At 69.2% G+C, this 24,692-nt stretch carries 30 protein-coding genes; 16 read left to right on the forward strand and 14 right to left on the reverse strand.

From position 1 onward, the window contains the following. The first annotated feature begins 8 nt into the window (after positions 1-8). Positions 9-2,549, forward strand: a complete 2,541-nt coding sequence (locus tag AC6CHX_RS08125) for a hypothetical protein (protein ID WP_498272387.1) — start codon at positions 9-11, stop codon at positions 2,547-2,549. Positions 2,550-2,608: 59 nt separating this feature from the next. On the opposite strand, the gene AC6CHX_RS08130 is transcribed toward AC6CHX_RS08125, so the two are convergent. Together AC6CHX_RS08130 and AC6CHX_RS08135 are read right to left on the reverse strand one after the other, a co-directional pair. Continuing rightward, positions 2,609-3,364 carry an SDR family oxidoreductase gene (locus AC6CHX_RS08130; RefSeq protein WP_498272388.1) on the reverse strand — a complete coding sequence of 252 codons (756 nt, stop codon included), beginning with the start codon at positions 3,362-3,364 and terminating at the stop codon, positions 2,609-2,611. 97 nt (positions 3,365-3,461) lie between these two features. Continuing rightward, positions 3,462-4,217 (reverse strand): SDR family oxidoreductase, encoded by a 756-nt coding sequence (locus tag AC6CHX_RS08135; RefSeq protein ID WP_498272389.1) that lies wholly within the window; start codon positions 4,215-4,217, stop codon positions 3,462-3,464. Positions 4,218-4,426: 209 nt separating this feature from the next. On the opposite strand from AC6CHX_RS08135, the gene AC6CHX_RS08140 reads away from it, so the two are divergent. The 3 genes from AC6CHX_RS08140 (at position 4,427) to AC6CHX_RS08150 (ending at position 7,166) form a co-directional block, all read left to right on the forward strand. Next, on the forward strand, positions 4,427-5,377 hold the full coding sequence (locus tag AC6CHX_RS08140) for an alpha/beta hydrolase (RefSeq protein ID WP_136041953.1): 951 nt from the start codon (positions 4,427-4,429) through the stop codon (positions 5,375-5,377). 36 nt (positions 5,378-5,413) lie between these two features. Then, on the forward strand, positions 5,414-6,157 hold the full coding sequence (locus tag AC6CHX_RS08145; protein ID WP_498272390.1) for an alpha/beta fold hydrolase: 744 nt from the start codon (positions 5,414-5,416) through the stop codon (positions 6,155-6,157). A gap of 70 nt (positions 6,158-6,227) precedes the next feature. After that, a complete protein-coding gene (locus AC6CHX_RS08150) occupies positions 6,228-7,166 on the forward strand; it encodes an alpha/beta fold hydrolase (RefSeq protein ID WP_498272391.1) in 939 nt (312 codons plus the stop codon). 66 nt (positions 7,167-7,232) lie between these two features. Here AC6CHX_RS08150 and AC6CHX_RS08155 read toward each other — a convergent pair whose 3' ends face one another. Continuing rightward, positions 7,233-7,970: an SDR family oxidoreductase gene (locus AC6CHX_RS08155; protein ID WP_498272392.1), complete on the reverse strand. Its 738-nt coding sequence runs from the start codon at positions 7,968-7,970 to the stop codon at positions 7,233-7,235. A 221-nt stretch (positions 7,971-8,191) separates the two neighbouring features. On the opposite strand from AC6CHX_RS08155, the gene AC6CHX_RS08160 reads away from it, so the two are divergent. The 4 genes from AC6CHX_RS08160 to AC6CHX_RS08175 all read left to right on the forward strand — a co-directional run bounded on the left by AC6CHX_RS08160 (position 8,192) and on the right by AC6CHX_RS08175 (position 10,973). After that, on the forward strand, positions 8,192-8,782 hold the full coding sequence (locus AC6CHX_RS08160) for a hypothetical protein (RefSeq protein WP_498272393.1): 591 nt from the start codon (positions 8,192-8,194) through the stop codon (positions 8,780-8,782). A 100-nt stretch (positions 8,783-8,882) separates the two neighbouring features. After that, positions 8,883-9,653, forward strand: coding sequence for an SDR family oxidoreductase (locus AC6CHX_RS08165; protein WP_498272394.1), 771 nt, complete (start codon positions 8,883-8,885; stop codon positions 9,651-9,653). Continuing rightward, complete coding sequence (locus tag AC6CHX_RS08170) at positions 9,616-10,578, forward strand: RNA polymerase sigma-70 factor (RefSeq protein ID WP_240745064.1); 963 nt, start codon at positions 9,616-9,618, stop codon at positions 10,576-10,578. Before AC6CHX_RS08165 ends, AC6CHX_RS08170 begins: the two co-directional genes overlap by 38 nt. After that, on the forward strand, positions 10,575-10,973 hold the full coding sequence (locus AC6CHX_RS08175; RefSeq protein ID WP_498272395.1) for a sigma-70 family RNA polymerase sigma factor family protein: 399 nt from the start codon (positions 10,575-10,577) through the stop codon (positions 10,971-10,973). The genes AC6CHX_RS08170 and AC6CHX_RS08175 overlap by 4 nt, the downstream gene beginning before the upstream one ends. Positions 10,974-10,988: 15 nt before the next feature. Here the strand turns inward: AC6CHX_RS08175 and AC6CHX_RS08180 are convergent, their stop codons facing one another. Then, positions 10,989-11,444, reverse strand: a complete 456-nt coding sequence (locus AC6CHX_RS08180; protein WP_498272396.1) for an Lrp/AsnC family transcriptional regulator — start codon at positions 11,442-11,444, stop codon at positions 10,989-10,991. A 98-nt stretch (positions 11,445-11,542) separates the two neighbouring features. Here AC6CHX_RS08180 and AC6CHX_RS08185 point away from each other — a divergent pair, with 98 nt between their 5' ends. Together AC6CHX_RS08185 and AC6CHX_RS08190 are read left to right on the forward strand one after the other, a co-directional pair. Further along, positions 11,543-12,166 carry a LysE family translocator gene (locus AC6CHX_RS08185; protein WP_498272397.1) on the forward strand — a complete coding sequence of 208 codons (624 nt, stop codon included), beginning with the start codon at positions 11,543-11,545 and terminating at the stop codon, positions 12,164-12,166. A 99-nt stretch (positions 12,167-12,265) separates the two neighbouring features. Beyond that, the gene (locus AC6CHX_RS08190; protein WP_498272398.1) at positions 12,266-12,718 is read left to right on the forward strand and encodes a hypothetical protein; all 453 of its coding nucleotides are present in this window, start codon (positions 12,266-12,268) and stop codon (positions 12,716-12,718) included. 9 nt (positions 12,719-12,727) lie between these two features. Here AC6CHX_RS08190 and AC6CHX_RS08195 read toward each other — a convergent pair whose 3' ends face one another. The 6 genes from AC6CHX_RS08195 to AC6CHX_RS08220 form a co-directional block, all read right to left on the reverse strand. Next, entirely contained in the window at positions 12,728-12,955 is a 228-nt protein-coding gene (locus tag AC6CHX_RS08195) for an RNA-binding S4 domain-containing protein (RefSeq protein WP_136041943.1), read from the reverse strand. 121 nt (positions 12,956-13,076) lie between these two features. After that, entirely contained in the window at positions 13,077-13,904 is an 828-nt protein-coding gene (locus tag AC6CHX_RS08200) for a PepSY domain-containing protein (protein ID WP_498272399.1), read from the reverse strand. 258 nt (positions 13,905-14,162) lie between these two features. Beyond that, positions 14,163-15,452, reverse strand: a complete 1,290-nt coding sequence (locus AC6CHX_RS08205) for a HAMP domain-containing sensor histidine kinase (RefSeq protein WP_498272400.1) — start codon at positions 15,450-15,452, stop codon at positions 14,163-14,165. A gap of 16 nt (positions 15,453-15,468) precedes the next feature. After that, entirely contained in the window at positions 15,469-16,146 is a 678-nt protein-coding gene (locus tag AC6CHX_RS08210) for a response regulator transcription factor (RefSeq protein ID WP_498272401.1), read from the reverse strand. 55 nt (positions 16,147-16,201) lie between these two features. Continuing rightward, positions 16,202-16,741, reverse strand: a complete 540-nt coding sequence (locus AC6CHX_RS08215) for a putative immunity protein (protein ID WP_498272402.1) — start codon at positions 16,739-16,741, stop codon at positions 16,202-16,204. 2 nt (positions 16,742-16,743) lie between these two features. Beyond that, positions 16,744-17,184, reverse strand: coding sequence for a DUF6194 family protein (locus AC6CHX_RS08220; RefSeq protein WP_498272403.1), 441 nt, complete (start codon positions 17,182-17,184; stop codon positions 16,744-16,746). A 61-nt stretch (positions 17,185-17,245) separates the two neighbouring features. On the opposite strand from AC6CHX_RS08220, the gene AC6CHX_RS08225 reads away from it, so the two are divergent. Beyond that, complete coding sequence (locus AC6CHX_RS08225; protein ID WP_498272404.1) at positions 17,246-18,004, forward strand: MerR family transcriptional regulator; 759 nt, start codon at positions 17,246-17,248, stop codon at positions 18,002-18,004. Here the strand turns inward: AC6CHX_RS08225 and AC6CHX_RS08230 are convergent. Next, the gene (locus tag AC6CHX_RS08230) at positions 17,976-18,725 is read right to left on the reverse strand and encodes a DeoR/GlpR family DNA-binding transcription regulator (RefSeq protein WP_498272405.1); all 750 of its coding nucleotides are present in this window, start codon (positions 18,723-18,725) and stop codon (positions 17,976-17,978) included. The genes AC6CHX_RS08225 and AC6CHX_RS08230 overlap by 29 nt on opposite strands. A 54-nt stretch (positions 18,726-18,779) precedes the next feature. On the opposite strand from AC6CHX_RS08230, the gene AC6CHX_RS08235 reads away from it, so the two are divergent. Both AC6CHX_RS08235 and AC6CHX_RS08240 read left to right on the forward strand, forming a co-directional pair. Then, on the forward strand, positions 18,780-19,136 hold the full coding sequence (locus AC6CHX_RS08235) for a DUF4406 domain-containing protein (protein ID WP_498272406.1): 357 nt from the start codon (positions 18,780-18,782) through the stop codon (positions 19,134-19,136). Between the two features lie 17 nt (positions 19,137-19,153). Continuing rightward, positions 19,154-19,330: a hypothetical protein gene (locus AC6CHX_RS08240; protein ID WP_166804669.1), complete on the forward strand. Its 177-nt coding sequence runs from the start codon at positions 19,154-19,156 to the stop codon at positions 19,328-19,330. Between the two features lie 9 nt (positions 19,331-19,339). Here the strand turns inward: AC6CHX_RS08240 and AC6CHX_RS08245 are convergent, their stop codons facing one another. From AC6CHX_RS08245 to AC6CHX_RS08255, 3 genes are all read right to left on the reverse strand, one after another. Next, a complete protein-coding gene (locus AC6CHX_RS08245) occupies positions 19,340-20,722 on the reverse strand; it encodes an LLM class flavin-dependent oxidoreductase (RefSeq protein WP_498272407.1) in 1,383 nt (460 codons plus the stop codon). An 87-nt stretch (positions 20,723-20,809) separates the two neighbouring features. After that, on the reverse strand, positions 20,810-21,067 hold the full coding sequence (locus tag AC6CHX_RS08250; protein WP_498272408.1) for a type II toxin-antitoxin system RelE family toxin: 258 nt from the start codon (positions 21,065-21,067) through the stop codon (positions 20,810-20,812). Beyond that, positions 21,064-21,312: a type II toxin-antitoxin system Phd/YefM family antitoxin gene (locus AC6CHX_RS08255; RefSeq protein WP_029264316.1), complete on the reverse strand. Its 249-nt coding sequence runs from the start codon at positions 21,310-21,312 to the stop codon at positions 21,064-21,066. Before AC6CHX_RS08255 ends, AC6CHX_RS08250 begins: the two co-directional genes overlap by 4 nt. A gap of 78 nt (positions 21,313-21,390) precedes the next feature. Between AC6CHX_RS08255 and AC6CHX_RS08260 the strand changes: the two genes are divergently transcribed. The 3 genes from AC6CHX_RS08260 to AC6CHX_RS08270 all read left to right on the forward strand — a co-directional run bounded on the left by AC6CHX_RS08260 (position 21,391) and on the right by AC6CHX_RS08270 (position 24,647). Then, positions 21,391-22,833, forward strand: a complete 1,443-nt coding sequence (locus tag AC6CHX_RS08260) for an adenosylhomocysteinase (protein WP_498272409.1) — start codon at positions 21,391-21,393, stop codon at positions 22,831-22,833. Next, on the forward strand, positions 22,830-24,125 hold the full coding sequence (locus tag AC6CHX_RS08265; RefSeq protein ID WP_498272410.1) for an amidohydrolase family protein: 1,296 nt from the start codon (positions 22,830-22,832) through the stop codon (positions 24,123-24,125). Before AC6CHX_RS08260 ends, AC6CHX_RS08265 begins: the two co-directional genes overlap by 4 nt. 93 nt (positions 24,126-24,218) lie before the next feature. Continuing rightward, entirely contained in the window at positions 24,219-24,647 is a 429-nt protein-coding gene (locus AC6CHX_RS08270; RefSeq protein WP_498272411.1) for a cupin domain-containing protein, read from the forward strand. Positions 24,648-24,692 lie beyond the last annotated feature (45 nt).

Here is a 24,692-nt window from a genome sequence, read left to right on the forward strand (position 1 = left end):
GAGAGCACATGAGATATCGCAATCTGATCGGGGCGCTCGCCGCGGTCGCGCTCGTGGCCACGGGCGCAGTGTCGCCCGCTGTCGCCGCGGATGCCACCACCGCCGATGCGGCCACCGGCGCCACGACTACCGGCGCCGACACCGGCACCACCGCGGCCGCGACCACGGCCGCTACGCCGAATGTCGGCATCTGGTACGCCACCTGGTACTCGAAGGTCCCGGCGCTGCCGATCACCTCCGCGACCGGACACGGCGCCTCCAGTGCGAGCCAGTTCCTCGCCGACGTGAACGGCGACGGGAAGGACGACGCCGTCACGTTCGATGCCTCGGGCGTGTGGAGGGTGGGTCTCTCGACGGGCACCGGCTTCGCGGCGGCGACCGCATGGGTGGCCGGCCACGGAGCTGGGTCGAGCGAGCGGTTCATGGCCGACGTCAGCGGTGACGGCCGTGCGGACGCGATCGCGTACTTCTCCGCCGACGGCAACAGTGACGGGCAGCCGGGTGACTGGTACGCCGCCCTCTCCTCCGGGTCGTCGTTCCAGCAGTACACGCTGTGGAGAGCGAACACCGGGGCCGGCGCCAATGCTCGATTCGTCGCCGACGTCACCGGAGACGGCCGCGCGGACCTCGCCACCTTCACCAACGGTTCCGGAGCGGTGAACAGCGGCACATGGCACGTCGGCGCATCATCCGGCACCGGCTTCGCGGCCCCCACGACCTGGCGCACCGGGTTCGGAGGCAACACCACCCGCCAGTTCCTCGCCGACGCCACCGGAGACGGCAAGGCGGATGCGGTGTACTTCGCGGCGTGGGACGGGTCCTGGTACACGACCCCGTCGACCGGCACCTCGTTCGGCACCGCAGCCGCCTGGACCAACACCCACGGCATCGGGTCGAACGACCAGTTCGTCACCGACGGCAACGGCGACGGCTACGCCGAGCCCTACGTCTACTTCCACGCCGACGTCACGGGCGACGGTGTGGGCGGCGACCTCATGGGCCGCGAATACGATCGCGCGCTCAAAGCCGTCTCGCCCGACAACATCGCGCTCCACACGGGGTTCGGGGTGGGGGCCAATCGCTTGCTGCAGGGCAACATCTCCGGGGATCGCTACGGCTGGAAGGCGACTGTCGCCTTCACCGCCGGAGTCGGCGGCGGAACCTGGAACGCCCAGCGGTATCGCACGGCGGACAGGGTGTCCACGAACACCTGGGCTGGGTTCCCCGGCAAGCCGGCGATCCGGTACGTCCCGTACACGCTCGGCAGCTACCAGACGTACGACAGCGGGAATCCGGCCGTGATCGACGAGCATCTGAACACCATCTCGGGTGCCGAGATCGACTGGCTACTGCTCGACGAGACGAACGGTCTGAACAACGTCAGCGGTGCCATCCTCAACCGGGCGTCAGATGTCGCGGCACGCATCGCGGTGCACAACGCGCAGCCCGCGAAGCGCGACATCCGCTACGCCTTCGCTATCGGCCGGGTGCAGTGGACGGGGACCCCCGTGACGATCGAGCAGGAAGCGGCGCAGACCTGGGCCGAGTTCGCCGGCGATCCCACGATCGGTGGGCCCGCGCACTATCACCAGGTCGACGGGAAGCCGCTGCTCGTGGTGTACGCGCCGGTCTCGGCGCAGAACGCGTGGCGCTCGTACACGGGCGACAAGAGCGCTTCCAACCGCTTCACGGTTCGGTTTGCCTCGAACGCGTTGCCGGGCGAGTACGGCTGGCAGCTCGGCCCCGACGGCTCGCCGTCGAACGACGAGGTCATGCTCACCATGCCTGGCTGGAACAACAACATCGCCGGCTACACCCCCGTCTCACGTCAGAACGGCCTCTACTACGTCGAGAAGACCTGGCGTCGGGTCCTCGACCGGCCGACTCCGCCCGAGAGCGTCGTGATCAACTCGTTCAACGAGTTCGCCGAGGAGACCTCGGTGCAGGTCTCCGACACGAGTGGGCTCGTCGCGCCCGCCGAGAAGTGGACCAACACCGACGGCGCGATCGACAACTCGATGTACTGGAACATGACGAAGGACTTCGTGCGCCAGCTGAAGCATCCGGATGCCGTGCATCATGCGAAGTCCGACTTCGCCAGCACTCAGGGCGCGGGAGGGTGGTCGTACGAGCAGTGGACCTACCCGAGCGGCTCCCGGGTGATCGCGCCGATGACGTGGGATGCCGCCAACACCCGCTGGAAGGGGACGGCCACCTGGACCATGGTCCGGTCCGACGCACAGCATCCGGATGTCGGAGCCGATGCCGCGCGCGTCTATGTCGCCCCGACCGCCGGCAGCACGGTCGTGACGGGCGTCGTCTCCAAGCCGCAGGCGGGTGGCGATGGGGTGGTCGTCCGCATCCTCAAGAACGGCACCCAGATCTGGCCGACCGGCACGACGGGCACCACTTTGACGACTGCCGCGGCGCGCACGTTCCGGGTGCCGATGACAGTCGCGGCCGGCGACCGTCTGGAGTTCGTCACGCAGGCGCGCTCCACCGCCGCGTACGACACGACCGCGTGGGATGCGACGGTGACCTACCAGTAGCCCACGAAGCGGGCCCCCTTCTCAGACGAGGAGGGGGCCCGCTTCTTGGTGCGCTTCCGCTACTTGCGGGGCGGGTTCAACGGCAGCCATTCCTCGAGAGTCGTCTCGAAGATGTGGGCGCCTTCGACGGGGATGAGGGTGCGCTCCTCGATCACCGCGCCGTAGTACGGCGCCGTGTCGTCGCGGACGACCGTGCGCGAGTCACCGCGGAACGTCAGCGCACGGCGGGCGAACTCGTCCATGCCCATGGCCTCGGGGCCGGCGATCTCGATGTCGCCGGTCGGTTCGCCCGCCGCGGCGCGCGCCACAGCCGTCGCCACGTCTTCGGCTGCGATGGGCTGGATCAGCGCGCCGGGCAGGGTCACGGTGTCGCCCTCCGTCGAGATGTCGGCGATGCTGCCGACGAACTCGAAGAACTGCGTGGCATGTACCAGCGAGTAGGGGACGCCCGATTCGCGGATGAGCTGCTCCTGCGCGACCTTCGCCGCGAAGTAGTCGATGTTCTGCGGGCGGTTCGTACCCACGATGGTGAGGGCGACGTGGTGGGTCACGCCGGCCTCGGCCTCGGCCGCCAGCAGGTTGCGTGTCGAGGTGGTGAAGAACTTCAGGACGTCCTGGGCCTCGAACGACGGCGAGTTGGAGACGTCCACCACCGCGTTCGCGCCGACCAAGACCTCGGCGAGCCCCTCGCCGGTGAGCGAGTTGACTCCGGTGTTGGGAGAGGCGGCGATCGCCTCGTGGCCGTGCTCGGTCAGCTTCGCGACGACTTTCGAGCCGATGAGGCCGGTGCCTCCGATGACGACGATCTTTGCCATTTCATGCCTTCCTTTCCGGGGGCGCCGAACGGGTGCCCACCAGTTATGACCGAGCGGGAGCTCGTGATGTGACGGATTCGGTCCGCGTGCCTGCTCGTCAGACCGTCGCTGCGATGCGCCAGTCGTGGTAGCGCGTCGGAGCGAGCGTCGCCGTCGCCTCGGGGAGGAGGTCGCGGTTCTGCAGGCGCGCTCCGAAGTAGGTGCCGAGAGGATCTGCGACCACCTCGCGCTCGTCCTGACGTGCCCGGAGGTCTTGAGCAGCGATCTGCTCGAGACTGAAGACCTCCGGACCGCCGAACTCCACCATGCCGAACAGGGGCTCGCCCACGGCCGTCCGAGCCACGGCTTCGGCGACGTCGTCGGCGGCCATCGGCTGCACGAGCACATCCGCGACGCGGACCATGCCGCTGCGCGCCGCCTGATCCGTGATGTTGCGGATGAACTCGAAGAACTGGGTGGCATGCACGAGCGAGTACGGGCGCCCAGACTCCACGATCAGCCGCTCCTGCTGCTCCTTCGCCACGAAGTAGCCGCCCTCGGCACGGGCGAGACGGTCGGTGCCGACGACCGACAACGCGAGGTGATGACGCACTCCGGCAGCCTCGCCGTACGTGAGCAGGTTCATGGTCGAGGTGTAGAAGAAGTCGCGAGCGGCCTCCTCGTCGGTGTAGGAGGAGTTCGACACGTCGACGACCACGTCCGCGCCGGTCAGAGCCTCTTCCAGCCCTTCGCCCGTGTACGAGTTGCCGCCCGTGGCGCGAGCGGCGGCGACGACGTCGTGTCCGCTCGCTCGCAGGCTGCGGACGAGCCTCGTGCCGATCAACCCTGTTCCGCCGATGACCGTGATTCTCATGTCTCTCCCTCATTGCCGACTGTCGGTTCCGGATCGTCTCCGCACCAACATGACCGCGCAGCAGACCGGGTTGTGACACGGCCCGGCGCGCGCAGGGCCGGCTTCCGGAAACTTCGTCACATTCTTCGGTCTCACCTGGTCTTGTCTTGCATGAGCCACAGGATCGGCGACGATCCGCACCGGCTCGACCCCACACGAAAGGATCCGTCATGACCGACCATGTACTCGAGCCCGAAGCCCGGGCATTCGCCGATGCGGCAGGAAAGCCGCCGTTCCTCGCCGACCTCGGCGTCGATGGCGCGCGGAGATTGCTGGACGATGTCCAAGCGGGCCCCATCGCGAAAGCCGACGTCACCGACGAGTGGATCACCGTCCGCGCAGAGGTCGGCGACGTCCAGGTGCGCATCGTCAAGCCCGCCGGGGCGACCGGAGAGCTCCCCGTTGTCCTCTACGTCCACGGCGGCGGCTGGGTGCTGGGCAACTCCGGCACGCACGACCGCCTGGTGCGGGAACTCGCGAACGGCGTGGAGGCGGCGATCGTCTTCGTCGAGTACGAGCGCTCGCCGGAGGCGCACCATCCGGTCGCCATCGAGCAGGTCTATGCGACCGCGCGGTGGATCATGAACGAGGGCGCGAGCAAGGGCCTCGACGCCTCCCGTCTCGCCATCGCGGGAGACTCCGTGGGCGGGAACATGGCCGCCGTCGTCGCGATCCTCGCAAAGCGGCGCGGTGATGTCGTCTTCCTCCACCAGTCGCTGTATTACCCCGTGACCGACGCCGGGCAGAACACCGAGAGTTACCGCGAGTACGCCGAGGGATACCACCTCCGCGCCGATGCGATGGCGTGGTTCTGGGACTGCTACCTCCCCGACCTCGAAGCCCGCAAGGACGTGACTGCATCCCCGCTGCGCGCCGCGATCAGCGAGCTCGAAGGGCTGCCCGAGACCCTCCTCATCGTCGACGAGAACGATGTGCTCCGCGACGAGGGAGAGGCGTACGGACGAAAGCTCATCGAGGCCGGCGTGCGGACGACGCTCGTGCGCTACGACGGCACGATCCACGACTTCATGATGCTCAACCCGCTGCGCAGCTCCGCCGCCACCACGGCCGCCATCGAGCAGGCCATCCACGTGCTCCGCAAAGCCCTGACCGTCGCCTGACCCCGCACCACCCACCCACGAAAGAGAGAAGACACCATGTCCACCGAAAAGCCCACCATCGTCCTCGTCCACGGCGCCTTCGCCGAGTCCGCATCCTGGAACGGCGTCATCAGCCGGCTGCAGAGCCACGGCGTGACGGTCGTCGCCGCCGCGAACCCGCTGCGCAGCCTCGCCGTCGACGCCACGTATGTCCGCGACGTCATCGCCTCCGTCGGAGGTCCTGTCATCCTTGTCGGGCACTCGTACGGCGGCATCGTGATCACCGAGGCGGCGGCCGAGAACCCCGCCGTCGTCGGTCTCGTCTATGTCTCCGCGTTCGTGCCGGAGACCGGGCAGAGTGCGTTCGACCTGTCGACGAGCGCGCCGGGAAGCACCCTCGGCGAGACCCTCGTCGCATACCCCGTGGCGACCGGCGGCAACGAGTTCGCGATCCGCAAAGAAGCCTTCCACCACCAGTTCGCGGCAGACGTGGCGGAGGATGTCGCCGCCCTCATGGCCGCGACCCAGCGTCCCGTGACGGAGGCGGCGCTCTCGGACGCGGTCACCGCCGCGAACCCGGCCTGGAAGAGCATCCCGTCCTGGCACGTGTTCGGCGATCAGGACCTGAACATCCCCCTCGCGGTTTTCCGCGCCGGCGCCGAACGCGCGTCCTCGCAGGGTACGCGTGAGATCTCGGGGGCATCGCACGCCGCTCTCGTGTCGAACCCGGAAATCGTCGCCGAAGTGATCGCCTCCGCCGGCAAGGCCTACGTCGCGAGCCTCGCATCGAGCGCGGCCTGACATGACCGCGGCGCCCTGCACTGCCACCGCGGTGCGGGGCGCCGCACCATCGTCGAGAGAAGGAATGACCATGACCTCTGCTCCCTCCCCGTTTCCCGCCGCCCGCCGTGTCGATGCGGGAGACCTCTCCGTCTCCTACTTCGACCTCGGCGATCCGCAGGCGGATCCCGTCGTGCTCCTGCACGGCTATCCGTACGACGTGCACAGCTATGTCGAGGTCGCGCCGATGCTCGTCGAAGCCGGATATCGGACGATCGTCCCGTATCTGCGCGGCCACGGCGGCACCCGCTTCCGCGACCTGGACACGCCTCGCACCGGGCAGCAGGCGGCGCTCGGAGCCGACCTGCTGGCGTTCATCGACACGCTCGATCTGGATGAGCCCGTCCTCGCCGGCTACGACTGGGGAGGGCGTGCCGCGTGCGTCGTCGCCGCGCTATGGCCCGAGCGGATCTCCGGCCTGGTCTCCGTGAACGGGTACCTCATCCAGAACATCGCCGCTTCGCAGACGCCGATCCGTCCTGATCTCGAAGCCGGGTTCTGGTACTTCTGGTACTTCGCCACCGATCGCGGACGCCGGGGGCTCGACGCCAACCGGCGCGAGATCGCCGACGTGATCTGGCGGCGCAACTCGCCGGAGTGGGCGTTCAGCGACGACGAGATGGATCGAGCCGCCGCCGCATTCGACAACCCCGACTACGTCGATGTCGTCATCCACTCCTACCGTCATCGGCTCGGACTCGCGCCGGGGGTGCCGAAGTACGAAGAGCTCGAGCGCACGTTGGCATCGGCACCGCCCATCAGCGTCCCGACGATCACACTGGACGGCATGGCAGACGGCAACTTCCCGGCGACCGACGGCACGCCGCAGGCGCACCTTTTCACCGGGCCGCGCGAGCACCGCCGGATCCCGCACGCGGGGCATCATCTCCCGGCCGAGGCGCCTCACGCTTTCGCTCAAGCCGTGGCAGATGTCGCCGAGCCGCCGGGAGACGGCGCCGGAACCCCGTGAGGCGATGGTGCGCCGCTGTCAGGACGAGGGCGGCGCACCATTCTGCGTACGGATCCCGCAGGACGCTCAATGCACCTGATCGGTGGGGCGCACCAGGATCTCGTTCACCGCCACATGATCTGGCTGTCCGAGCGCGTACACGACGGCCGCCGCGACGTCCTCGGGCTGGAGCGTGCGCATCGACTCGCCGATACGATCCGCTGCCTCGCGCATCACCGAGTCCGTGATGTGGTGCGTGAGCTCCGTGGCGACGAAGCCCGGTTCCACGACGATCGTCCGCACTCCGTAGGGTGTCGCCTCCTGCCGGAAGGACTCGGAGAACGCGGTGATGCCGAACTTCGTCGCCGAGTAGGCGGCGTTCCCGGCAGTCGCGATGCGCCCCGATGTCGAGGACACCTGCACGTAAGAGCCGTGCGACTCGATGAGGTGGGGGAGTACCGCGTGGGCGACGCGCATCGAACCCAACAGGTTGGTCTCCACCATCCGAACCCACTCGTCCGTGTCCGCGTTCAGGATCATGCCCGCGAGCATGAGACCGGCGTTGTTCACGAGGGCGTCGAGTCGGCCGAAACGGGAGACGACGGCGGAGACGACCTGGTCCACGGACTCCGGGCCGGTCACGTCCAGCTCCATCGCCACCATCTCTCCCGGCGCTTCTTCCACCAGCGTCCGCAGGCGCTCGGCCCGTCGCCCGGCCGCGACCACGATCGCCCCTTCGCGGGAGAGGGAGAGGGCAGTGGCCCGACCGATCCCCGACGACGCTCCGGTAACGAGCACGACTTTGCTTCTGAGACTGCTTTCCATCTGCTTCTCCTGATCTGTATCGGACGCCAATGTGACCGTGAGCCCGCCGCTGCTGTGACATGGCGGACGGTCATCCGGCGCAGGGACTGTCACAGCCGGGGCGCCCACCCGGTCTCTGCTGTCGACAGCGCGGTCCCGTGCCCCACGATCCGAAAGGCGAACATGTCGACCATCAGCACCCAGGCGTCCTCCCTCACCGAGGCCGGGCGGCGGCGCGAATCATGACCGATGAGAGGCCCGATGTCTCGGCCCTGAACAGCGCGGTCGGTACGGAGCTGTTCGTGCTGCAATCGGCGGCGAGCTCGACGATCAGCGAAGCGGGAACGCGCAGTTCCATCTACCTGTCGACGCTGTCGAGTGGGCTGGTCGCGATCGGCTTCGCGGCGAACTCTCCGGCCCTGATCGGAGTGCTCGCATTCACCGTCCTCCCGGCGATCTTCGCGCTGGGGTGGTTCACGGTCGTGAGACTCGTCGACACGAGCGTCGAGAACATCACCGCGCGTCGACGAATGGAGCGGATCCGCGAGTATTTCGTCAGCCTGCATCCCCGGGGTCCCGAATTGATCGCCCTCGACACCCCGCAGTCCGGCGAGCTCGGGGTCCGCTACGCGCGCTCCTCGTTCCTGTTCACGATGGCGAGCATGGTCGGCGCGGTGAACGCCGTCCTCGGCGGTGCCCTCGTGACCCTCGTGCTCATCGGGGTTTTCGGGGTCGTCGAGCTTCCCGCGCAGGCCGTGGGCATCGTCGTCGGGGTGCTCCTGCTGACCGCGACCCTGATCTACGAACGCCGACGGATCCGGGCTGCCACGTGAAACATCTTCGACCGTTGTCACACTTCGAGGTGCTGTCCGGTCACTGTTGAGGAGAACCCCCTGCGCGCACGGCGCGGGACCCAGGAACGGAGCGAGCGAGATGCGGATCGTCGTGTTGGGTGGGACCGGCCAGGTGGGCCGGATGGTCGTCGAGAAGCTCGAACGTCGCGCGCAAGCGGTCGTGGTGGCTTCGCCGTCGAGCGGTGTGGATGCGCGCACGGGGCAGGGCCTCGATGCCGCACTCGACTTGGCCGATGCCGTGATCGACGTCACGAATACCCCGGACGTGTCGGGTGCCCCCGCGCGCGCGTTCTTCGAGACGACGACGCAGCGTCTGTTGGAGGCGGAGGAGCGCGCGGGAGTGAAGCACCACGTCGTACTGTCGATCGTCGGAGCGGATCACACCGGGGAAGACGGGTACTTTGCCGCCAAAGGTGTGCAGGAGAATCTCGTGCGCTCGGGCCCGATCGCCCACTCCATCCTGCGTTCCACCCAGTTCTACGACTTCGCGCGCAAGATCGCAGAGTGGAACACGACGCAGGACACCGTGCATCTGCCTCCGAAGATCGTGCAGCCGGTGGCGGCGTCCGATGTGGCGGAAATGCTCGTCGACCTGGCGATGGGCGATCCCCTCTCCGGCGCGATCGATTTCGGCGGCCCCGAGCAGATGCCCCTTCCCGACTTCGTGCGCCGCGTGCTCCGCGTCGACCATGACCCGCGCTATGTCGTCGAGGACGCGGAGACCACTACCCTGGGCTTCAACATCTCCGGAGACCTTCTGCTCCCGCGGTCTCCGCTGCGTCTCGCTCCCACCGCCCTCGATGCATGGGTCCATGACGAGGGCCGGCGCTTGGTCGCAGGAATCCGATGACGACGGGGAGGCGAAGGGCGTGACGATGGCCGAGAGCGGATTCGGAGAGATCACAGACCTCGACGAGGCGGTGCGGGTATTCGACATGCACCGCCGGCGACTCTTCGGCATCGCATACCGGATGCTGAGTACGGTCGCCGATGCCGAGGACATCGTGCAGGAGACGTGGATCCGGTGGCAGAACACCGATCGCAGCAAGATCCAGGAGCCCGTGGCGTTCCTGACGACGATCACCACCCGGCTCTCGATCAACGTGCTGCAGTCGTCGCATTCACGGCGCGAGACGTACATCGGGCCGTGGCTTCCCGAGCCGGTCAACACCGATGACGATCCGGCGCTCGGTGCGGAACGAGCCGAGGCGCTGCAATTCGCGATCCTCCTGACGCTGGAGAAGCTGACTCCCACCGAGCGGGCGGCCTATATCCTGCGCGAGGCCTTCGACTATCCCTATCCGCGCATCGCCGAGGTGATCTCCAGCAGCGTCGTGAGCGCGAGGCAGCTCGTGAGCCGGGCGCGGGCGCACCTGTCGTCGGCGCGCAACGCCGACGTCGATCCGGTCGCGCAACGGCGCCTGCTTGAGGCCTTCCTCGCGGCCGCCCAGAAGGGCGATGCCCGCGAGCTCGAGACTCTCTTCGCGGCCGACGTCGTCAGCTACACCGACGGCAACGGCGCCAAGCTCGCGGCGCGCATCCCCGTGCTGGGTCGCGGGCGCGTCGCCAAGTTCGTCGCGGCGTTCGCGCATCACTTCTGGACCGGGAAGACGATCGATTGGGTGCAGGTGAACGGTCAGCCGGCGGCCACCCTCGTCGAGGAGGGGACGGTCACGACCATGGTCACGGTGACCACTTCGAGCGAGGGCATCCTGCAACTTCTCTGGGTGATGAGTCCGCAGAAGCTCGGGCACGTCAACGCGGTCACCGCATGACTCGCAAGCATTACCCGGCGTGGCTGCGCCGGCGCCGTCATGGTGCTGCCGATGTCGACACCATCGAGTCGCTCGCGGGCGCGCTCAGCGCGCGGGACGAGGACGCGATCCGCGTGCTGCTCCACCCCGAGGTCACGGTGGTCATCGACAGCGGCGGTCATGTGCACACCGCTCCGATGCCGGTGACAGGGTCGGAAGCGGCTGCCGCGGAGCTGCGTGCCCTGATGACGCCGGGGACTTTCGTCGCCACCGCGTCGATCAACGGTGTGCCGGGGCTCACGCTGGTTCGCGAGGGTCGGGTCGTCGCCGCACTCACGGCCGAGATGAGGTCGCGTGTGCTGTCCAACTTCTGGATCGTGTGCAACCCCGACAAGCTGCGCCACTGGAATCGATAGCCGAGCTTCGGCGCGTCAGAGGATCGGCACCGCGCGGTCCGCGCCGAGGCGCTTCATCACCATCGTCGAGGTGAGCCGCTGCACCCCGGGGAGCGCGCCGAGGGTGTTGTCGTAGAGCTCCTGGTACGCGCCCATGTCGCGGGTGAGGATGCGCAGCATGTAGTCGGGGTCACCGAAAAGGCGCTGCGCCTCGACCACCGCCGGGATCGCCACCACGGCCTCCTCGAACGCGACGATGGTGTCCTTGTCGGTGCGCCCGATCGTCACGAACACGATGGCCTCGAATGTGAGGCCGACCGCCTTCGGAGCCACCACCGCACGGTAGCGCTCGATCGCCCCGGACTGCTCCAGTTCCTTGAGTCGTCGATGGCAGGCGGAGAGGCTCAGGCCGACGTGCGAAGCGAGGTTCGTGGCGCTCATCCGGCCGTCGTCCTGCAGCAGCGAGAGAATCTCCCGGTCAAGTGCATCCATGGCGATAAGTCTTGCAGGAAACAGCCGACTGGACGCGAAGAATCGAAGCACCTTTCGCGGGATCCTTCGTAGTCTCTTCCTCGGATTGAGGAGGACCGATGGATATCGCACTGGTCATGCAGTTCTGGCTGGTCGCGGTCATGCTCGCGTTGACCCCCGGCGCCGACTGGGCGTACGCGATCTCGGCCGGCCTGCGGGCCCGCTCGATCGCACCCTCGATCCTCGGGATGCTCGCCGGCTACACGGTCGTCATCGTCGCCGTCGCGCTGGGCCTCGGCGCGCTCGTCACCGCGTATCCGGTCACGCTCACGACCCTGACCGTGGTCGGTGCGCTCTATCTGATCTTCCTCGGCGCCACGACGCTCGCCAGCCGTCCTGCACCCATCGCCGAGAGCGGTGAGCCGATCGCGACCGGAGGATGGTCCCAGTTCCTGCGCGGGTCGGGGGTGAGCGGCATCAACCCCAAGGGATTGCTGCTCCTGCTCGCCCTGCTGCCGCAGTTCACGAGTCCCGACGGCTGGTCGTCGACGACGCAGATGCTCGCGCTCGGCGGACTGCATCTGCTCAACATCGCCGTCGTCTACACGACGGTCGGACTCCTCGCCCGCCGCCTGCTGCGTACCCGCCCGCGCGCGAGTTCGCTGGTCACCCGCCTCGCCGGGATCGCGATGACCGTGATCGGCATCGGGATCCTCGTCGAGCAGGTGTTCGAGTGGCTGTGACGGTCGCATATCCCCGGCCGTCAGCCCCGCCCGCGCCGGTCACGCGGAGGTAGCGTCGAACGCGGAACCATCCACGTGCGAAGGGAACCGGTGACACGCATGGCACGCACGACCACGGCGCTCCGTCTGCTGCTTCCGGCGTTCCTGCTCGGCGCGATCATCGCCATCTCGTTTCTCGAAGCGCCGCTGAAGTTCCTGGCGCCCGGTGTCACCATCCCGATCGGTCTGGGCATCGGGCGGCTCGTGTTCACCGCGTTGAACGTGCTCGCCGGCGTGGTGCTGATTCTGCTCACGGTGGTGAGCGTGCGCGCGCGGGCGGGCCGCGCGACGCTGAGCATCGTCGGCGCGATCTGGCTCGTCTACCTCGTAGAGATCGCGGTCATCCGCCCCGTGCTGAACCAGCGCAGCGATCTGGTGATCGCCGGACTCGCGACAGCGGGGACCAACTGGGCGCACTACGCGTACATCGCGGCCGATGTGAGTCTGGTCGGCCTGCTGATCGCCCTGATCGTCGTGACCGTGCGGAAGGTCCTGCCGGCCGACGCGGGCTGAACTCCCGCGTCAGGGGCGGACGCGCACCGTTCGGCCTTCGAACGACACCAGGTCACCGTCGCGGAGCTGGCGTCCACGGCGTCGGTCCACCTCGCCGTTGACGGTCACGTACCCGTCGATGATGACCTCTTTGGCGTCGCCGCCCGAGTCGAGGAGGCCGGCGAACTTGAGGAACTGTCCGAGGCGGATCACTTCGCCGCCGATGGAGATGTCGTCGATCGGTCCGGAGTTCGTCATCCCTGAATGCTATCCGCCGCTGCGTCCGCCGCCACGCATGACGATGCCGCCGCCCCCGGGGGTGGGGCGGCGGCATCGGGAGTGTCGGACGTCGAAGGACGACCCGGGGTGAGGCCTCGGCTCAGTCGATGTCGGTTCCGACGACGGCGAAGTCTGCGCCGAAGTCGATGTCGATCGAGCGGTTGTCCGACGTGAGGACCGACGCGTCGTACGGGCTCACGTCGTCGCCGTCCACGTCGAGGTCGGTGATCATGCCGTCGGCCTCCGCGAGCGCGGCCTCGACCAGCGAGCGGATCGTCGCGTCGTCGAGGGTGAGCGCGGGGCCGGTGTCGTCGCCGTCGGCGGGATCGGTCTCGATGACGGACGCCGCGAGACTCTTGTCCACGCGAACCTCGGTCTCGGTGCCATCGGCCGTCGTGAGCTGCACCTCCCAGGTGCCGTCGCGCTTCGCGTCGATCGATGTGACGTCGCCCTCGGCGGCGCCGCGTGCAGCATCCGCGATCTCGATCAGCTCGTCTGCCGATGCCGTGCCGATGCCGGTGACCGGACCGCGGTCGTTCGACGAGCCGCTGTCGTCGTCGTGTCGATCGTCGTGATCGCCCTGGGGAGCGCCCTCGTCGTGACGGGGGTCGTCGGACATCGAGGACCGGTCGTCGTCATCGCCGAACTCGTCGCCCATCGCCGCGCCGACCGCGATGCCGCCGCCCGCGAGGATCACGGCCGCGGCGATGCCGCCGCCGATGAGGAGAGCGCGCTTGCGTCCGGGCTTCGCTTCGGATGCCGCGGGGGTGGTGACCGGGCCGGCTGCGGGGAACGTCGGGTGCTGTCCGGCGCCGGTTGTTGGGGCTGCCGCGTGCGGAGCCGGGGCGACCGGGACGGTCTGTGCATCCGGGGTGCTCGCGGGGGTCTGGTCGGGAGTCTGGTCCGGGGTGGGTGTCTTGTCGTCCATGTCCCGATGGTCTCGCGCGGGCGCTGAAGCCTCCCTGAAGCCTCCTGAAGGATCATTCAGCAACCGGTGTATCGGCGCGATTCCCGGCACAACTTCGGAGATGAGCCGCGCCACGCCGCGCGGACGACCGAGCCTTCGGCGTGTCGCTGCGGATCTCCGAAGTTGTGCTGCGGGCGCGGGCGCGGGCGCGGCTGCGGGGGCGAAGGGGCGGGGGTAGAGGCTGCGGGTAGAGGGGCGGGAAGGGGCGGGAGGATGCCGTCAGCCGAGTGGAAGCGTGAGGACGAAGCGCGCGCCGCCCCAGCGGGAGTCGTCGACCGCGAGAGTCCCGCGAGCGGAGGAGGCGATGCCCCGGGCGATCGCGAGACCGAGCCCGCTGCCGCCCGCATCGCGGCTGCGTGCTTCATCGAGGCGGACGAAGCGCTCGAAGATGCGCTCACGCTCCTCGGCGGGCACGCCGGCGCCGTCGTCCTCGACCGTCACGAACACATGCCCACCGGAGGGGATCACGCCGATCGCGACCTGGCCGCGGCTGTGGCGCGCGGCGTTGTCGGCGAGGTTGCGCACCAGCTGGCCGAGCAGGCGGGGATCGCCGTGCACCCTCGCCGCCTGGATGCCGGAGCCATCGACCTCGTGCCCGGCCGCGCGCAGCCGGCGCACCTCGCCGAGCGCGATGTCGTCGAGGTCGATCGGCTCGTCGTGTGTGCTCGCACCTTCGTCGAGGCGGGCGAGAAGGAGCAGAGACTCGACGATGCCCTGCAGCCGGAGCCCCTCCTCCGAGACGACCTCTGCGAGTTCGCCGATGCTGGTCACGTCGGGGTGCGCCTGTGCGAGCTCTGCGTGCTGACGGATGGTCGCGAGCGGCGAGCGCAACTCGTGCGAGGCGTCCGAGACGAAACGCCGCTGCGCGGTGGCGGCCGCATCGAGTCGGTCGAGCATGCCGTTCATGGTCGTCGCGAGCGCCGCGATCTCATCGGCCGTCTCGGGCACCGGCACTCGCTGGTGCAGGCGCTCGGCGGTGATGCCGTCGACCTTCTCACGGATGCGTTCGACCGGACGGAGCGCGCGTCCGACCACGAGCCAGGTGGTCACCGCGACGAGCAGCAGGAGCAGGGGCACCGCGATGGCGAGCAGGGTCGCGACCGTCGTCAGGGTCTCGGCGTCGTCGTCCATCGACACAGCCAGCACCAGCGTCCGGTCGTCATCGAGGTCGTCCGAGACGACGAGCATCTGCTCGCCGTCGACGGTCGTGGTCTGCGGATCGTCGGACACCGGCAGGGCCGTGGAACCGAGTGCTTCCCTGGCGTCCTCGCTGGCCGCCCGCACCGATCCGTCGGCGCCGATGAGCTGCACGAACTCGTCCTCGAGGGTGTCGATCCCCCCGCGGCCCGGTCCGTCGCTGCGCTCGGTGAGCTCGTCGAGGCGCTGCTCCGCCGCGCGCTCCGTGCTGCCGTGGATGCTCGCGCTGAGCACGCCGTAGAACGAGAAGGCGCCGATGAGCAGCGCCACCACGACGACGAGCGTCGCCCCGAGCGTGGTCCTGCCGCGCACCGAGCGCCAGCTAAGACTAGCCACCGTCGGCCGCCAGTCGGTAGCCCGCACCGCGGATGGTCTCGATCGCGTCACGGCCGAACGGCTTGTCGAGCTTGCGGCGCAGATGCCCGACGTAGACCTCGACGATGTTGGGGTCGCCGTCGAAGTCGTCATCCCAGACGCCCTCGATGAGTGCGCGCTTCGACAGCACCTGGCCGCGATGGCGCATCAGGTACTCCAGCACCGAGAACTCCCGCGCGGTGAGGGTCACGGGGGTGTCGCCGCGCCAGACGCGGTGGGCGGCGGGGTCGAGCCGCAGATCGCCGGCCTCCAGGATCGCCGGCCGAGCCACGGCCCCGCGGCGCACGAGGGCCCGGAGGCGCGCGACCAGGATCGCGAACGAGAACGGCTTGGTCACGTAGTCGTCGGCCCCGGTCTCGAGCGCCTCGACCTGGTCCCACTCGCCGTCCTTGGCGGTCAGCATCAGCACGGGAGTCCAGTTCTCCTCGGCACGCAGCGCCTCGCACACCTTCCAGCCGCTCATGCCCGGCATCATCAGGTCGAGCACGATCGCGTCATACCGGGTCTCGCGTGCACGCCAGAGTCCGTCGACGCCGTTGTGCGCGACGTCGACCGCGAAGCCTTCGGCCTCGAGGCCCCGGCGCACGCCCTCGGCGAGGCGCACCTCGTCGTCCACCACCAGGATCCGCATTCCTCCAGTGTGCCGGTCCGCCGCTGAATCGGGGCTGAAGCCGATTCGAAAGTGGTCAGGGGAGAAGCCGCAGGTGCTGCTGGATCTCGCGGATCACCTCGCCCAGCGTCCCGGTGGCGAGCAGGCCGGGGCCGAGCGGGCCGGCGGAGTCCTCGCCGAGAGGCGGAAGCGTGCGCAGGGCGGTGGATCCTTCGGGGGAGAGGGCCGCGAGTTGCCAGCGCACTTCGGCGGCGCGCGCCTCGCGTACCGAGCGATGCGCCAGCTCCACGGCCTTCGCCGCGTAAGCCGCAGCCCCGAGCGCATGGGCGCCCATGTGCGCGACGCCCGCGGCTTGCGCAGCGGCCCGAGCGGCAGCCACCCCCGCCGGTGAGGTCGCGCTGTGAGCGGCCCTGCCCGCGACGAATCGCCGACGGATCTCTCCGGCAGCGGTGAGCTCTCCCCGCGCGAAGGCTCGCGCCCTCGCGATGGCATCGCGTGCACGGCCGTCGTCCGGCGCCTCCGCTTCGAACAGGGGCAGCACCCGCTCGGCGCAGTCGGCCGCCCACACCGCGACGATCCGCCGGTCGGCCTCGGTCATGCCCTGCACGGTGGTCATGTTCACCCCGCCCGCCGTTCGGCACGCTGCCGGGCGGCCTCGTGCGCTTCACGGAGCAGGGCGAGCACGGCATCCGACGTCCGCTCCGCCGGGTCGACCACACACACCCACCCGGACGCGCCGTACAGCGGATGCCGATGGAACACGTCCGTCTCCGTCGGCTCGCCATCCGCCGGGACGAGCGTCTGCACCTGCTCCCGCCGGACATGGATGTTCACCCGGAAGCGCCCCGGAGTGTCCAGCGCGGACGCGATGTCGTCGGGATAGTTCTTCGTGATGATCGTTCCGTACGGCTGGGTGCGCTCCGGCATCCGCCCATCGGGCGCGTAGTAGAAGTAGGCATCTCCCCACGACAGCGCCGGGAACTGGCTGCCTTCTTCGGGGGTGACGACGAGGACGCCGCCGAAGCCTCGGACTGTTTCGATGATCTCCTGCATCTTCATCCCTCAATGATGAGCTTCATGTGCTTATGTGGACTCGGATGCCGAAAGGATCGGAAAAATCATGGCAAACCCTCCAGAGCAGGTCATGACCACGGTCGCGCTCGGCCGACGCGTGGGGTACTCGACGCAGCAGGTGCGCGACCTCGAGCGGCTCGGGGTCATCCCGCCCGCCGCTCGCGGATCGAACGGGTATCGGCGCTACGGGGCGCGGCACGAGGTCGCCGTGCGTGCGTATCGGGCGATGGTTGCCGCCATCGGGCCGGTGCCCGCCCGGCGGATGATGCCCACCCTGATCGACGGTTCGGTGGAGCGGGCAGCCGAGCGGATCGACGATCTCCACGCGGATCTCGCCCGCGAGCGCTCGCGGGTGCGTGAGGCGTTGCGTGGGCTCGACGTCGCGGTGGCCGAGGCTGACGATGACTTCGACGACGCGGATGCGATGAGTATCGGCGAACTCGCGCAGGCTCTCGGCATCCGCCCGTCTGCGCTGCGGCACTGGGAGAGCGAAGGCCTGGTGCATCCGAGGCGGGGTACGGCGTCGTCGCGGTCGTACGGTTCGGCGGCGATCACGGAGGCGCGGGTCGCTGCCGCCCTTCGCTCAGGAGGCTACGGGATCCCCGCCGTCTCACGGATCCTCGACCAGGTGCGCGCGCACGGCCGCACCGAGGAGGTGCAACGCATCCTCACGGCGCGGTTGGCCGACCTCGCGGGTCGAAGCGTCGCGCTACTCGGGGCCGCGGGACACCTTCACGACCTGCTGGCCGACCGTGTGCCGGAGGGTGGTCAGGCCGTCACGCCAGACCGCCGGTCAGCGCAGTGACCTCCTCGATGAGCGGGTTGGTGTCGGTCGGGTCGGTGATGATCGCGGCGACGGCATCGAGCGCCAGGACGGGATAGCGCGCGACGGCGCCGATCTTCTCCTCGCTCGCGAGCACGACGGTCTCGGTGCAGCGCGAGGCCAGCGCTCGCTTGGTGGCGGCATCGTCGAGTTCGCCGGTGGTGAGGCCGCGTTCGGGATCGATGCCGGTGGCGCCGAGGAAGAACGTGTCGGCTGCGAGGTGCTGGATGGCCTCCATCGCCAGGCCGCCGCCGGCCACGAGTGAGTGTCGGGAGAGTTCGCCACCGATCATGATCACCCGCGAGTCCGAGTGCTCCGCCGCTGCGAGGGCGACGGCCGGGCTTGCCGTGATCACCGTGAGGCCCGTGCCGGAGGGCAGCATCCGGGCCATGGCGAGCGTGGTCGTGCCGGCGTCGAGGACGATCGTCGAGTCGGGTCGGATGGTCGCCACGGCCGCGCGTGCGACGCGTTCCTTGCTGGCGGTCGCCAAGTCGGCGCGTTCGCGAACCGGGGGCTCCGGGGCGGGGATCGGAAGTGCGCCGCCGTAGACGCGCAGGAGCTTTCCCTCGTCGGCGAGTTCCCGCAGGTCGCGTCGGATCGCGTCCTCCGACACCCCGAGCTCATCGGCGACGGTCTTGGCCACCACTCGTCCGTCACGGTCGAGGAGGGCGAGCAGGTGGTCCTTGCGTTGCGCGGCCAGCATATGTTTTCTCCCGAAGTTACACGTTCTTGCATGATTCAGACTACAGTCATCTCCATGACAAAACCACTCCTGATCCTGATCGCCGGCCCCTACCGCTCGGGGACGAACGGCGACCCTGACCTCATCGCTCAGAACCTCGCCCGACTCGAAGAGGCCTCCGGCCCGATCTTCCGCCTCGGCCATGTGCCGATGATCGGGGAGTGGGTCGCGCTTCCGATCCTGCGCACGCTCGATGCCACCGAAACCGGCGACGGCGACGTCATGTACGAGACGGCGCACCGGCTGCTGCAGCACTGCGACGCGGTGCTGCGCCTTCCCGGTGAGTCGGCGGGCGCAGACAAGGACGTCGAGATCGCGCAGCAGCGCGGGCTGCCCGTCTATCGGTCGCTCGAGGAGATCCCGGCAGCGTGACTCCGTAGGCTGGAGGTATGACCAAGAACATCTGGACCATCCTCGGCGTCGTCCTCGCCGTCGTGATCGCGTGGTGGATCGTGAGCGCACTGTTCTCGGTGCTCGCGTTCATCTTCAAGCTCGCGATCGTCGCGGTCGTCGCCGTGGTGGTGTTCCTCGTTCTGCGCGGGATCTTCAGCCGCAGCGACGACTGACTCACCGGCTCACGTCCTGGCGAACGCCCCGACGCGGTACTTCGCGGCGCGGTGCGTGTCCTGCACACGGTCGCCCTTGCCCTGCAGCTTGTTGCGCAACGTGCCCGGCGCGTATTCGTTCGGGTAGACGCCGCGCTCGCGCAGCACCGGGATCACGTGCTCGATCACGTCCTGCCAGGTGCCGGGCGTGACCGCGTAGGCGAGGTTGAAGCCGTCGATATCGGTCTCCTCGACCCACGACTGCAACTCGTCGGCGATCTCGACGCCGGAACCGACGATCGTGGGGCCGAGGCCGCCGATGGCGTTGTGGCGTCCGAAGTCGCCGACGGTCCATTCGCGGCCGAGGTCGGCCTCTTCCTTCAGGTGCTGCAGCACCGACTGGATCGCGTTCGACTCGACGTTCCCGACCGGCTCGTCCTCGGCGTACTGCGAGAGGTCGACGCCCATCCAGCCCGACATGAAGGTGAGCGCGCCCTCGGGGCTCGCGTAGGAGAGGTACTCGGCGTGCTTCGCGGTCGCCTCCTCGCTCGTCGCAGCGGTGATCACCGTGAGCAGCGTGTAGATGCGGGCGTCGTAGCGGTCGCGACCGGCCGCTTCGAGGGCGTCGCGGATGCGCTTGACGGTGCCGGCGAGCACCTCCTTCGACGGCGCCGCGACGAAGATGGCCTCCGCGTTCTCCGCCGCGAACTTCACCCCGCGCGGGCTCGCGCCGGCCTGGTAGATGACCGGCGTGCGCTGCGGTGACGGCTCGGAGATGTGGATGCCGGGAACGCTGAAGTGCTTCCCCTCATGCCCGATCGGGTGCACCTTCGACGGGTCGGTGAAGATGCCCCGCTCGCGGTCCTCGACCACGGCGTCGTCTTCCCACGAGCCCTCCCAGAGCTTGTAGAGCACCTCGACGTACTCGTCCGCGTGGTCGTAGCGGTCGTCGTGCGCGAGCTGATCCTCCTGGCCCATGTTGCGGGCGGCACTGGGCAGGTATCCGGTCACGACGTTCCAGCCGATCCGGCCCTGCGTGAGGTGGTCGAGCGTGCTCAGTCGGCGCGCGAAGGGGTAGGGGTGCTCGAACGCGGTGCCCGCCGTGATGCCGAAGCCCAGGTTCTCGGTGACCGCGGCCATCGCGCTCACCAGCAGGATCGGATCGTTCACCGGCACCTGGGCGCCGTTGCGGATCGCGGCTTCGTTCGTGCCGCCGTAGACGTCGTAGGTGCCGAGCACGTCGGCGATGAAGACGCCGTCGAAGGTCGCGCTCTCCAGCAGCTTCGCAAGGTCGGTCCAGTACGAGATCGTGTTGTACTGCCGGGATCGGTCGTCGGGGTGCCGCCACAGGCCGGACGACTGGTGGGCGACGCAGTTCATGTCGAAGGCGTTGAAGCGGATCTGACGGGTCATGCCCCCATGAAAGGCGAAGGGTGCCGGGTGGGTCCAGGGCCGTCGACACGCGCGGACACATTCCGGGGTTGGTGCCGGGGAGGCTGGTCAGCGCTCGTAGACGTCCCGCCGATGGCCCAGCGTGACGACCGCGACGACGAGCACGTCATCGTCGATCGTGTAGATGATGCGGTAGTTCCCGACGCGGACGCGGAGTCCGTTGCGTCCCTGCAGAGCCTTCGCTCCCGGCGGACGGGGGTTCTCGCCGAGCAGGGCGATGGCACCGCGGATCCGGTCGCGATCCTGATGGTCGACCTTCCTCAATGCTCGAACCGCAGCGGGGCGCAGTTCGATCCGATAGCTCACGTCCAGCCCAGGTCGGCCTTCACCTGATCCCAGGGGATGTCCGGGCCTTCTTCTGCCATCGCCTCGTCGAACGCGGCCACGTCTTCGGCGTCTTCGAGTGCCTCGATCATCCGCTCGTACTGCTCCGGGCTGACCACGACTGCGGCACGCTGACCGCGTCGCTCGATGAACACGGCCTCCTCCTGGGAGCGGGCGATGACCGTCGAGAGGTTGTTGCGCGCGTCTGCGACGCTGATCGTGGACATGGGCCAATTGTACATCTCAAGGTGTGAGACGTACATGACGTGCTCACGACCCATCCCCGCGGGCTCTACCCTTGACTGGTGACCGACGAGACCGTGACCGCCCAGCGTCTGGTGCGCCGCTTCGCCCGCGACACCAACCTGCTCGTGTCGGGTCGGGACTTCTCGGTCGTCGGGACGGATGCCGTGGCCGATGCGCTGCGCCAGCTGCTGCCGGCGCTCGATGCGCACCTCGGCGACGGCGGCGTGACGTTCGTGACGGGCGAGACGCCCGGCATCCTGCTCGACGGCCACCCGCTGCCGGTTCGCGAGACGGCCGAGGACCGCGTCGATGCGGCCGGACGCCACATGCCCGTCGCGACCGATCTCGCCCGGCGGCTGCGCGAAGCCGGGACCGTGCGTGGAGTGCGGATCGGGATCGCGATGGTGCTCGAACCCAAGACCGCCCAGCTCGCCCTGCTGCTGCGGGATGCCGGCGCTACCGTCGCCGTCTACGCCCATCCCGATGAGATCGATGTCGAGGTCGCTGCGGTGCTGCGCGCCCGCGGCATCCCCGTCGACGGTGACCCGACGCTCGCCGGTGCCGCCGAACGCGCGGCGGCCGTGTCGTTCCTGCGCCGCGGATTCGACCTGCTGCTCGACGACGGCTCGCATCTGATCCGCCTCGCGCATGAGGAAGGTCTCGCCACCGAACTGAAGGGTGCGGCGGAGGAGACCACGAGCGGGCTCACCCCGCTGCGGCTCATGCAGCGGGAAGGCGTGCTCGACATCCCGGTCATCGCGGTGAACGACGCCCTCACCAAGACCTCCTTCGACAACCGCTACGGCACCGGCCAGTCGTGCGTGTTCGCGATCGCCGATGCGCTGGATGCCGCGGGCATCGACATCCGCGACCAGCCCGCGGTCGTGGTCGGCTACGGCCCCGTCGGCGAGGGGGTCGCCGCGCACCTGCGGGCTCTCGGCGTGCAGGTCGCGGTCACCGAGACCGACCCCGTCCGCGCGCTCCGCGCCGCCCACGACGGATACCGCATCGGTCGGCTGCACGACCTCGCACCGGGCGCACTCGTCGTCTCGGCCACGGGCGTTCCGCACTCGGTCGACGCCGAAGTCCTGCGCACGGCGGCGGTCGTCGCGGTCGCGGGCGGCGTCCCGCACGAGATTGACCTCGACCCCGCGACGCTGCAACCGTACGCGGACGAGAACGGCGAAGCGTCTCCGTTCGTCGAGCGCGCCGGCGACGGTGCCCTCGTGATCGCCCGCGGCGGCTGCGTGAACCTGTCGGCCGGCGAGGGCAACCCGATCGAGATCATGGACCTGTCGTTCGCGGCGCAGCTCTTCGCCGTCGAGCATCTGCTCACCCACGACCTGCCCGCCGGCGTGCATCCGCTCCCGCCTGAGGCCGACACCACGATCGGCACGGCCGCGCTCGCCGCCCGCGGAGAGCGCATCGACGAGCGCAGCCCGGCCCAGGTCGAGGCATTGCGCGAGTGGCGCTCGCCGCGATTCCGGGGAGCATCCGCATGACCGCCGTCACCGTCTACTCCGCCGGGCTCGTGGTGCCGATCACGGCCCCTCCGATCGTCGACGGCGCGGTCGCCGTGCGCGACGGCCGCATCATGCACGTCGGCGAGCGCGAGTGGGTGCTGCGGTCGCTCGTGGAGCGCGGGATCGATGCCGACGAGGTGCACTGGTCCGGCGTGCTGACCCCGGGCCTCGTGAACGCGCACACCCACCTGCAGTACACCGGCATGGCCTCGGTCGGCCGCGGACAGTACGACGGCTTCGACGACTGGGTGCGGGCGTTCGATCCGGTCTACGAAGGCGGTCGTGACTGGGCGGCGGATGCGGCGGACGGGGCCGCACAGGCGCTGCGTTTCGGCACCACGGCCGTGGCGGATGTCGTGACCGACAGGGCGGCCGCGACCGCATTGCACGACGCACGGCTGCACGGCATCACCTACTGGGAGGTGATGAGCTGGACCAACGCCGACTGGGCACGCACCGGACGCGCCCAGGTCGAGCAGGCCCTCGACGCGCTGCCCACCCCACCGGGAACCGGCCTGTCCCCGCACGCCCCCTACTCACTCGACATCGAGCCGCTGCTGGAGATCCCCGACATCGTGCGCGAGCGCGGTGGGCGCATCCACATCCACCTGGGAGAGGCCGCGTTCGAGAGCGAGTTCGCGCACGAGCATCCGCAGGCCTGGCACACCGCCGGTCTCGCCAGCTTCCAGGAACTGCGCAAGGCCGGATTCGGCACCAGCGCCACCGAGTTCGTCGACCAGCTCGGCGTGCTCGGGCCTGACTGCCACATCGCACACGGCGTCTACATGAGCGCGAGGGACCGCGCCATCCTGCGCGAGCGTCGCACGACCGTGGCGCTGTGCCCACGGTCGAACGCCGTCATCGGACTCGAGGAGCCGCCGATCGCCGCGTACCTGCGCGAGGGCAGCCCGATCGCCGTCGGCACGGACTCGCTGTCGTCCAGCCCGTCGCTCGATGTCCTGGCCGACGTGGCCGAGCTCGCGCGCATCGCCCGCTCGCAGGGTTACACCGACCGCGACCTGCACGCGCGCCTGCTGGGTGCCGCCACCCTCGGCGGCGCGCATGCCATGGGGATCGACGTCGGCCCCGAACGCACCGGATACCTCGCCGTCGGCGCCCTCGCCGACCTCGCCTTCTTCGACATCCCGGCCGGCCCGGATGCCGTCGCCGAACTCGTCGAGCACGGAGCCGGCCGCACCGCCGCCACCGTCGTGTCCGGCGAGGTGCGCTACGCGATCGAGTCCTTCGAGCGCGCACCCGTCGCACCGTGAACGTTCCGGTCGCACTTCCTGCCGTCCACGGCGCTGGGAGCCGACAGGAACTGCGACCGGAATGACGCCACCACCCGAACCTGGAGGTTCCGCATGACACAGCGACCCGCCACCGCCGAGCGGCTCGACCTCGCCCCGCACCCCGAGGGCGGCTGGTTCCGCCGCACGTGGACGAGCCCGTTGCCCGTCGAGACGCCGAACGGTCCGCGACCGGCGGCCACCTGCATCCACTACCTCCTGCTGCCGTCGGAGAAGAGCGAATGGCACGTGGTGACCAGTGACGAGCTGTGGCTCTGGCACGGACCCGGCCGACTGGAGCTCAGCCTCGGCGGCGACGGCGCGGATCCGGGCGACGCGACCACGGTCGTGCTCGGTCCCGATGACGCGGCGCAGGTGCTGGTTCCCGCGGGAGTCTGGCAGGCCGCCCGCCCGCTCGACGCCGACGAGGTCCTGGTCTCCTGCTTCGTGTCCCCAGGTTTCGATTTCGCCGATTGGCGTCTCGCCGAATCGCCTACTCTGTAGAGGCAGACCGTCTCTGCGCCCGCAGACCCGACTGCCTCACCGCCT

Source organism: Microbacterium sp. GQ128 (assembly GCF_059758615.1).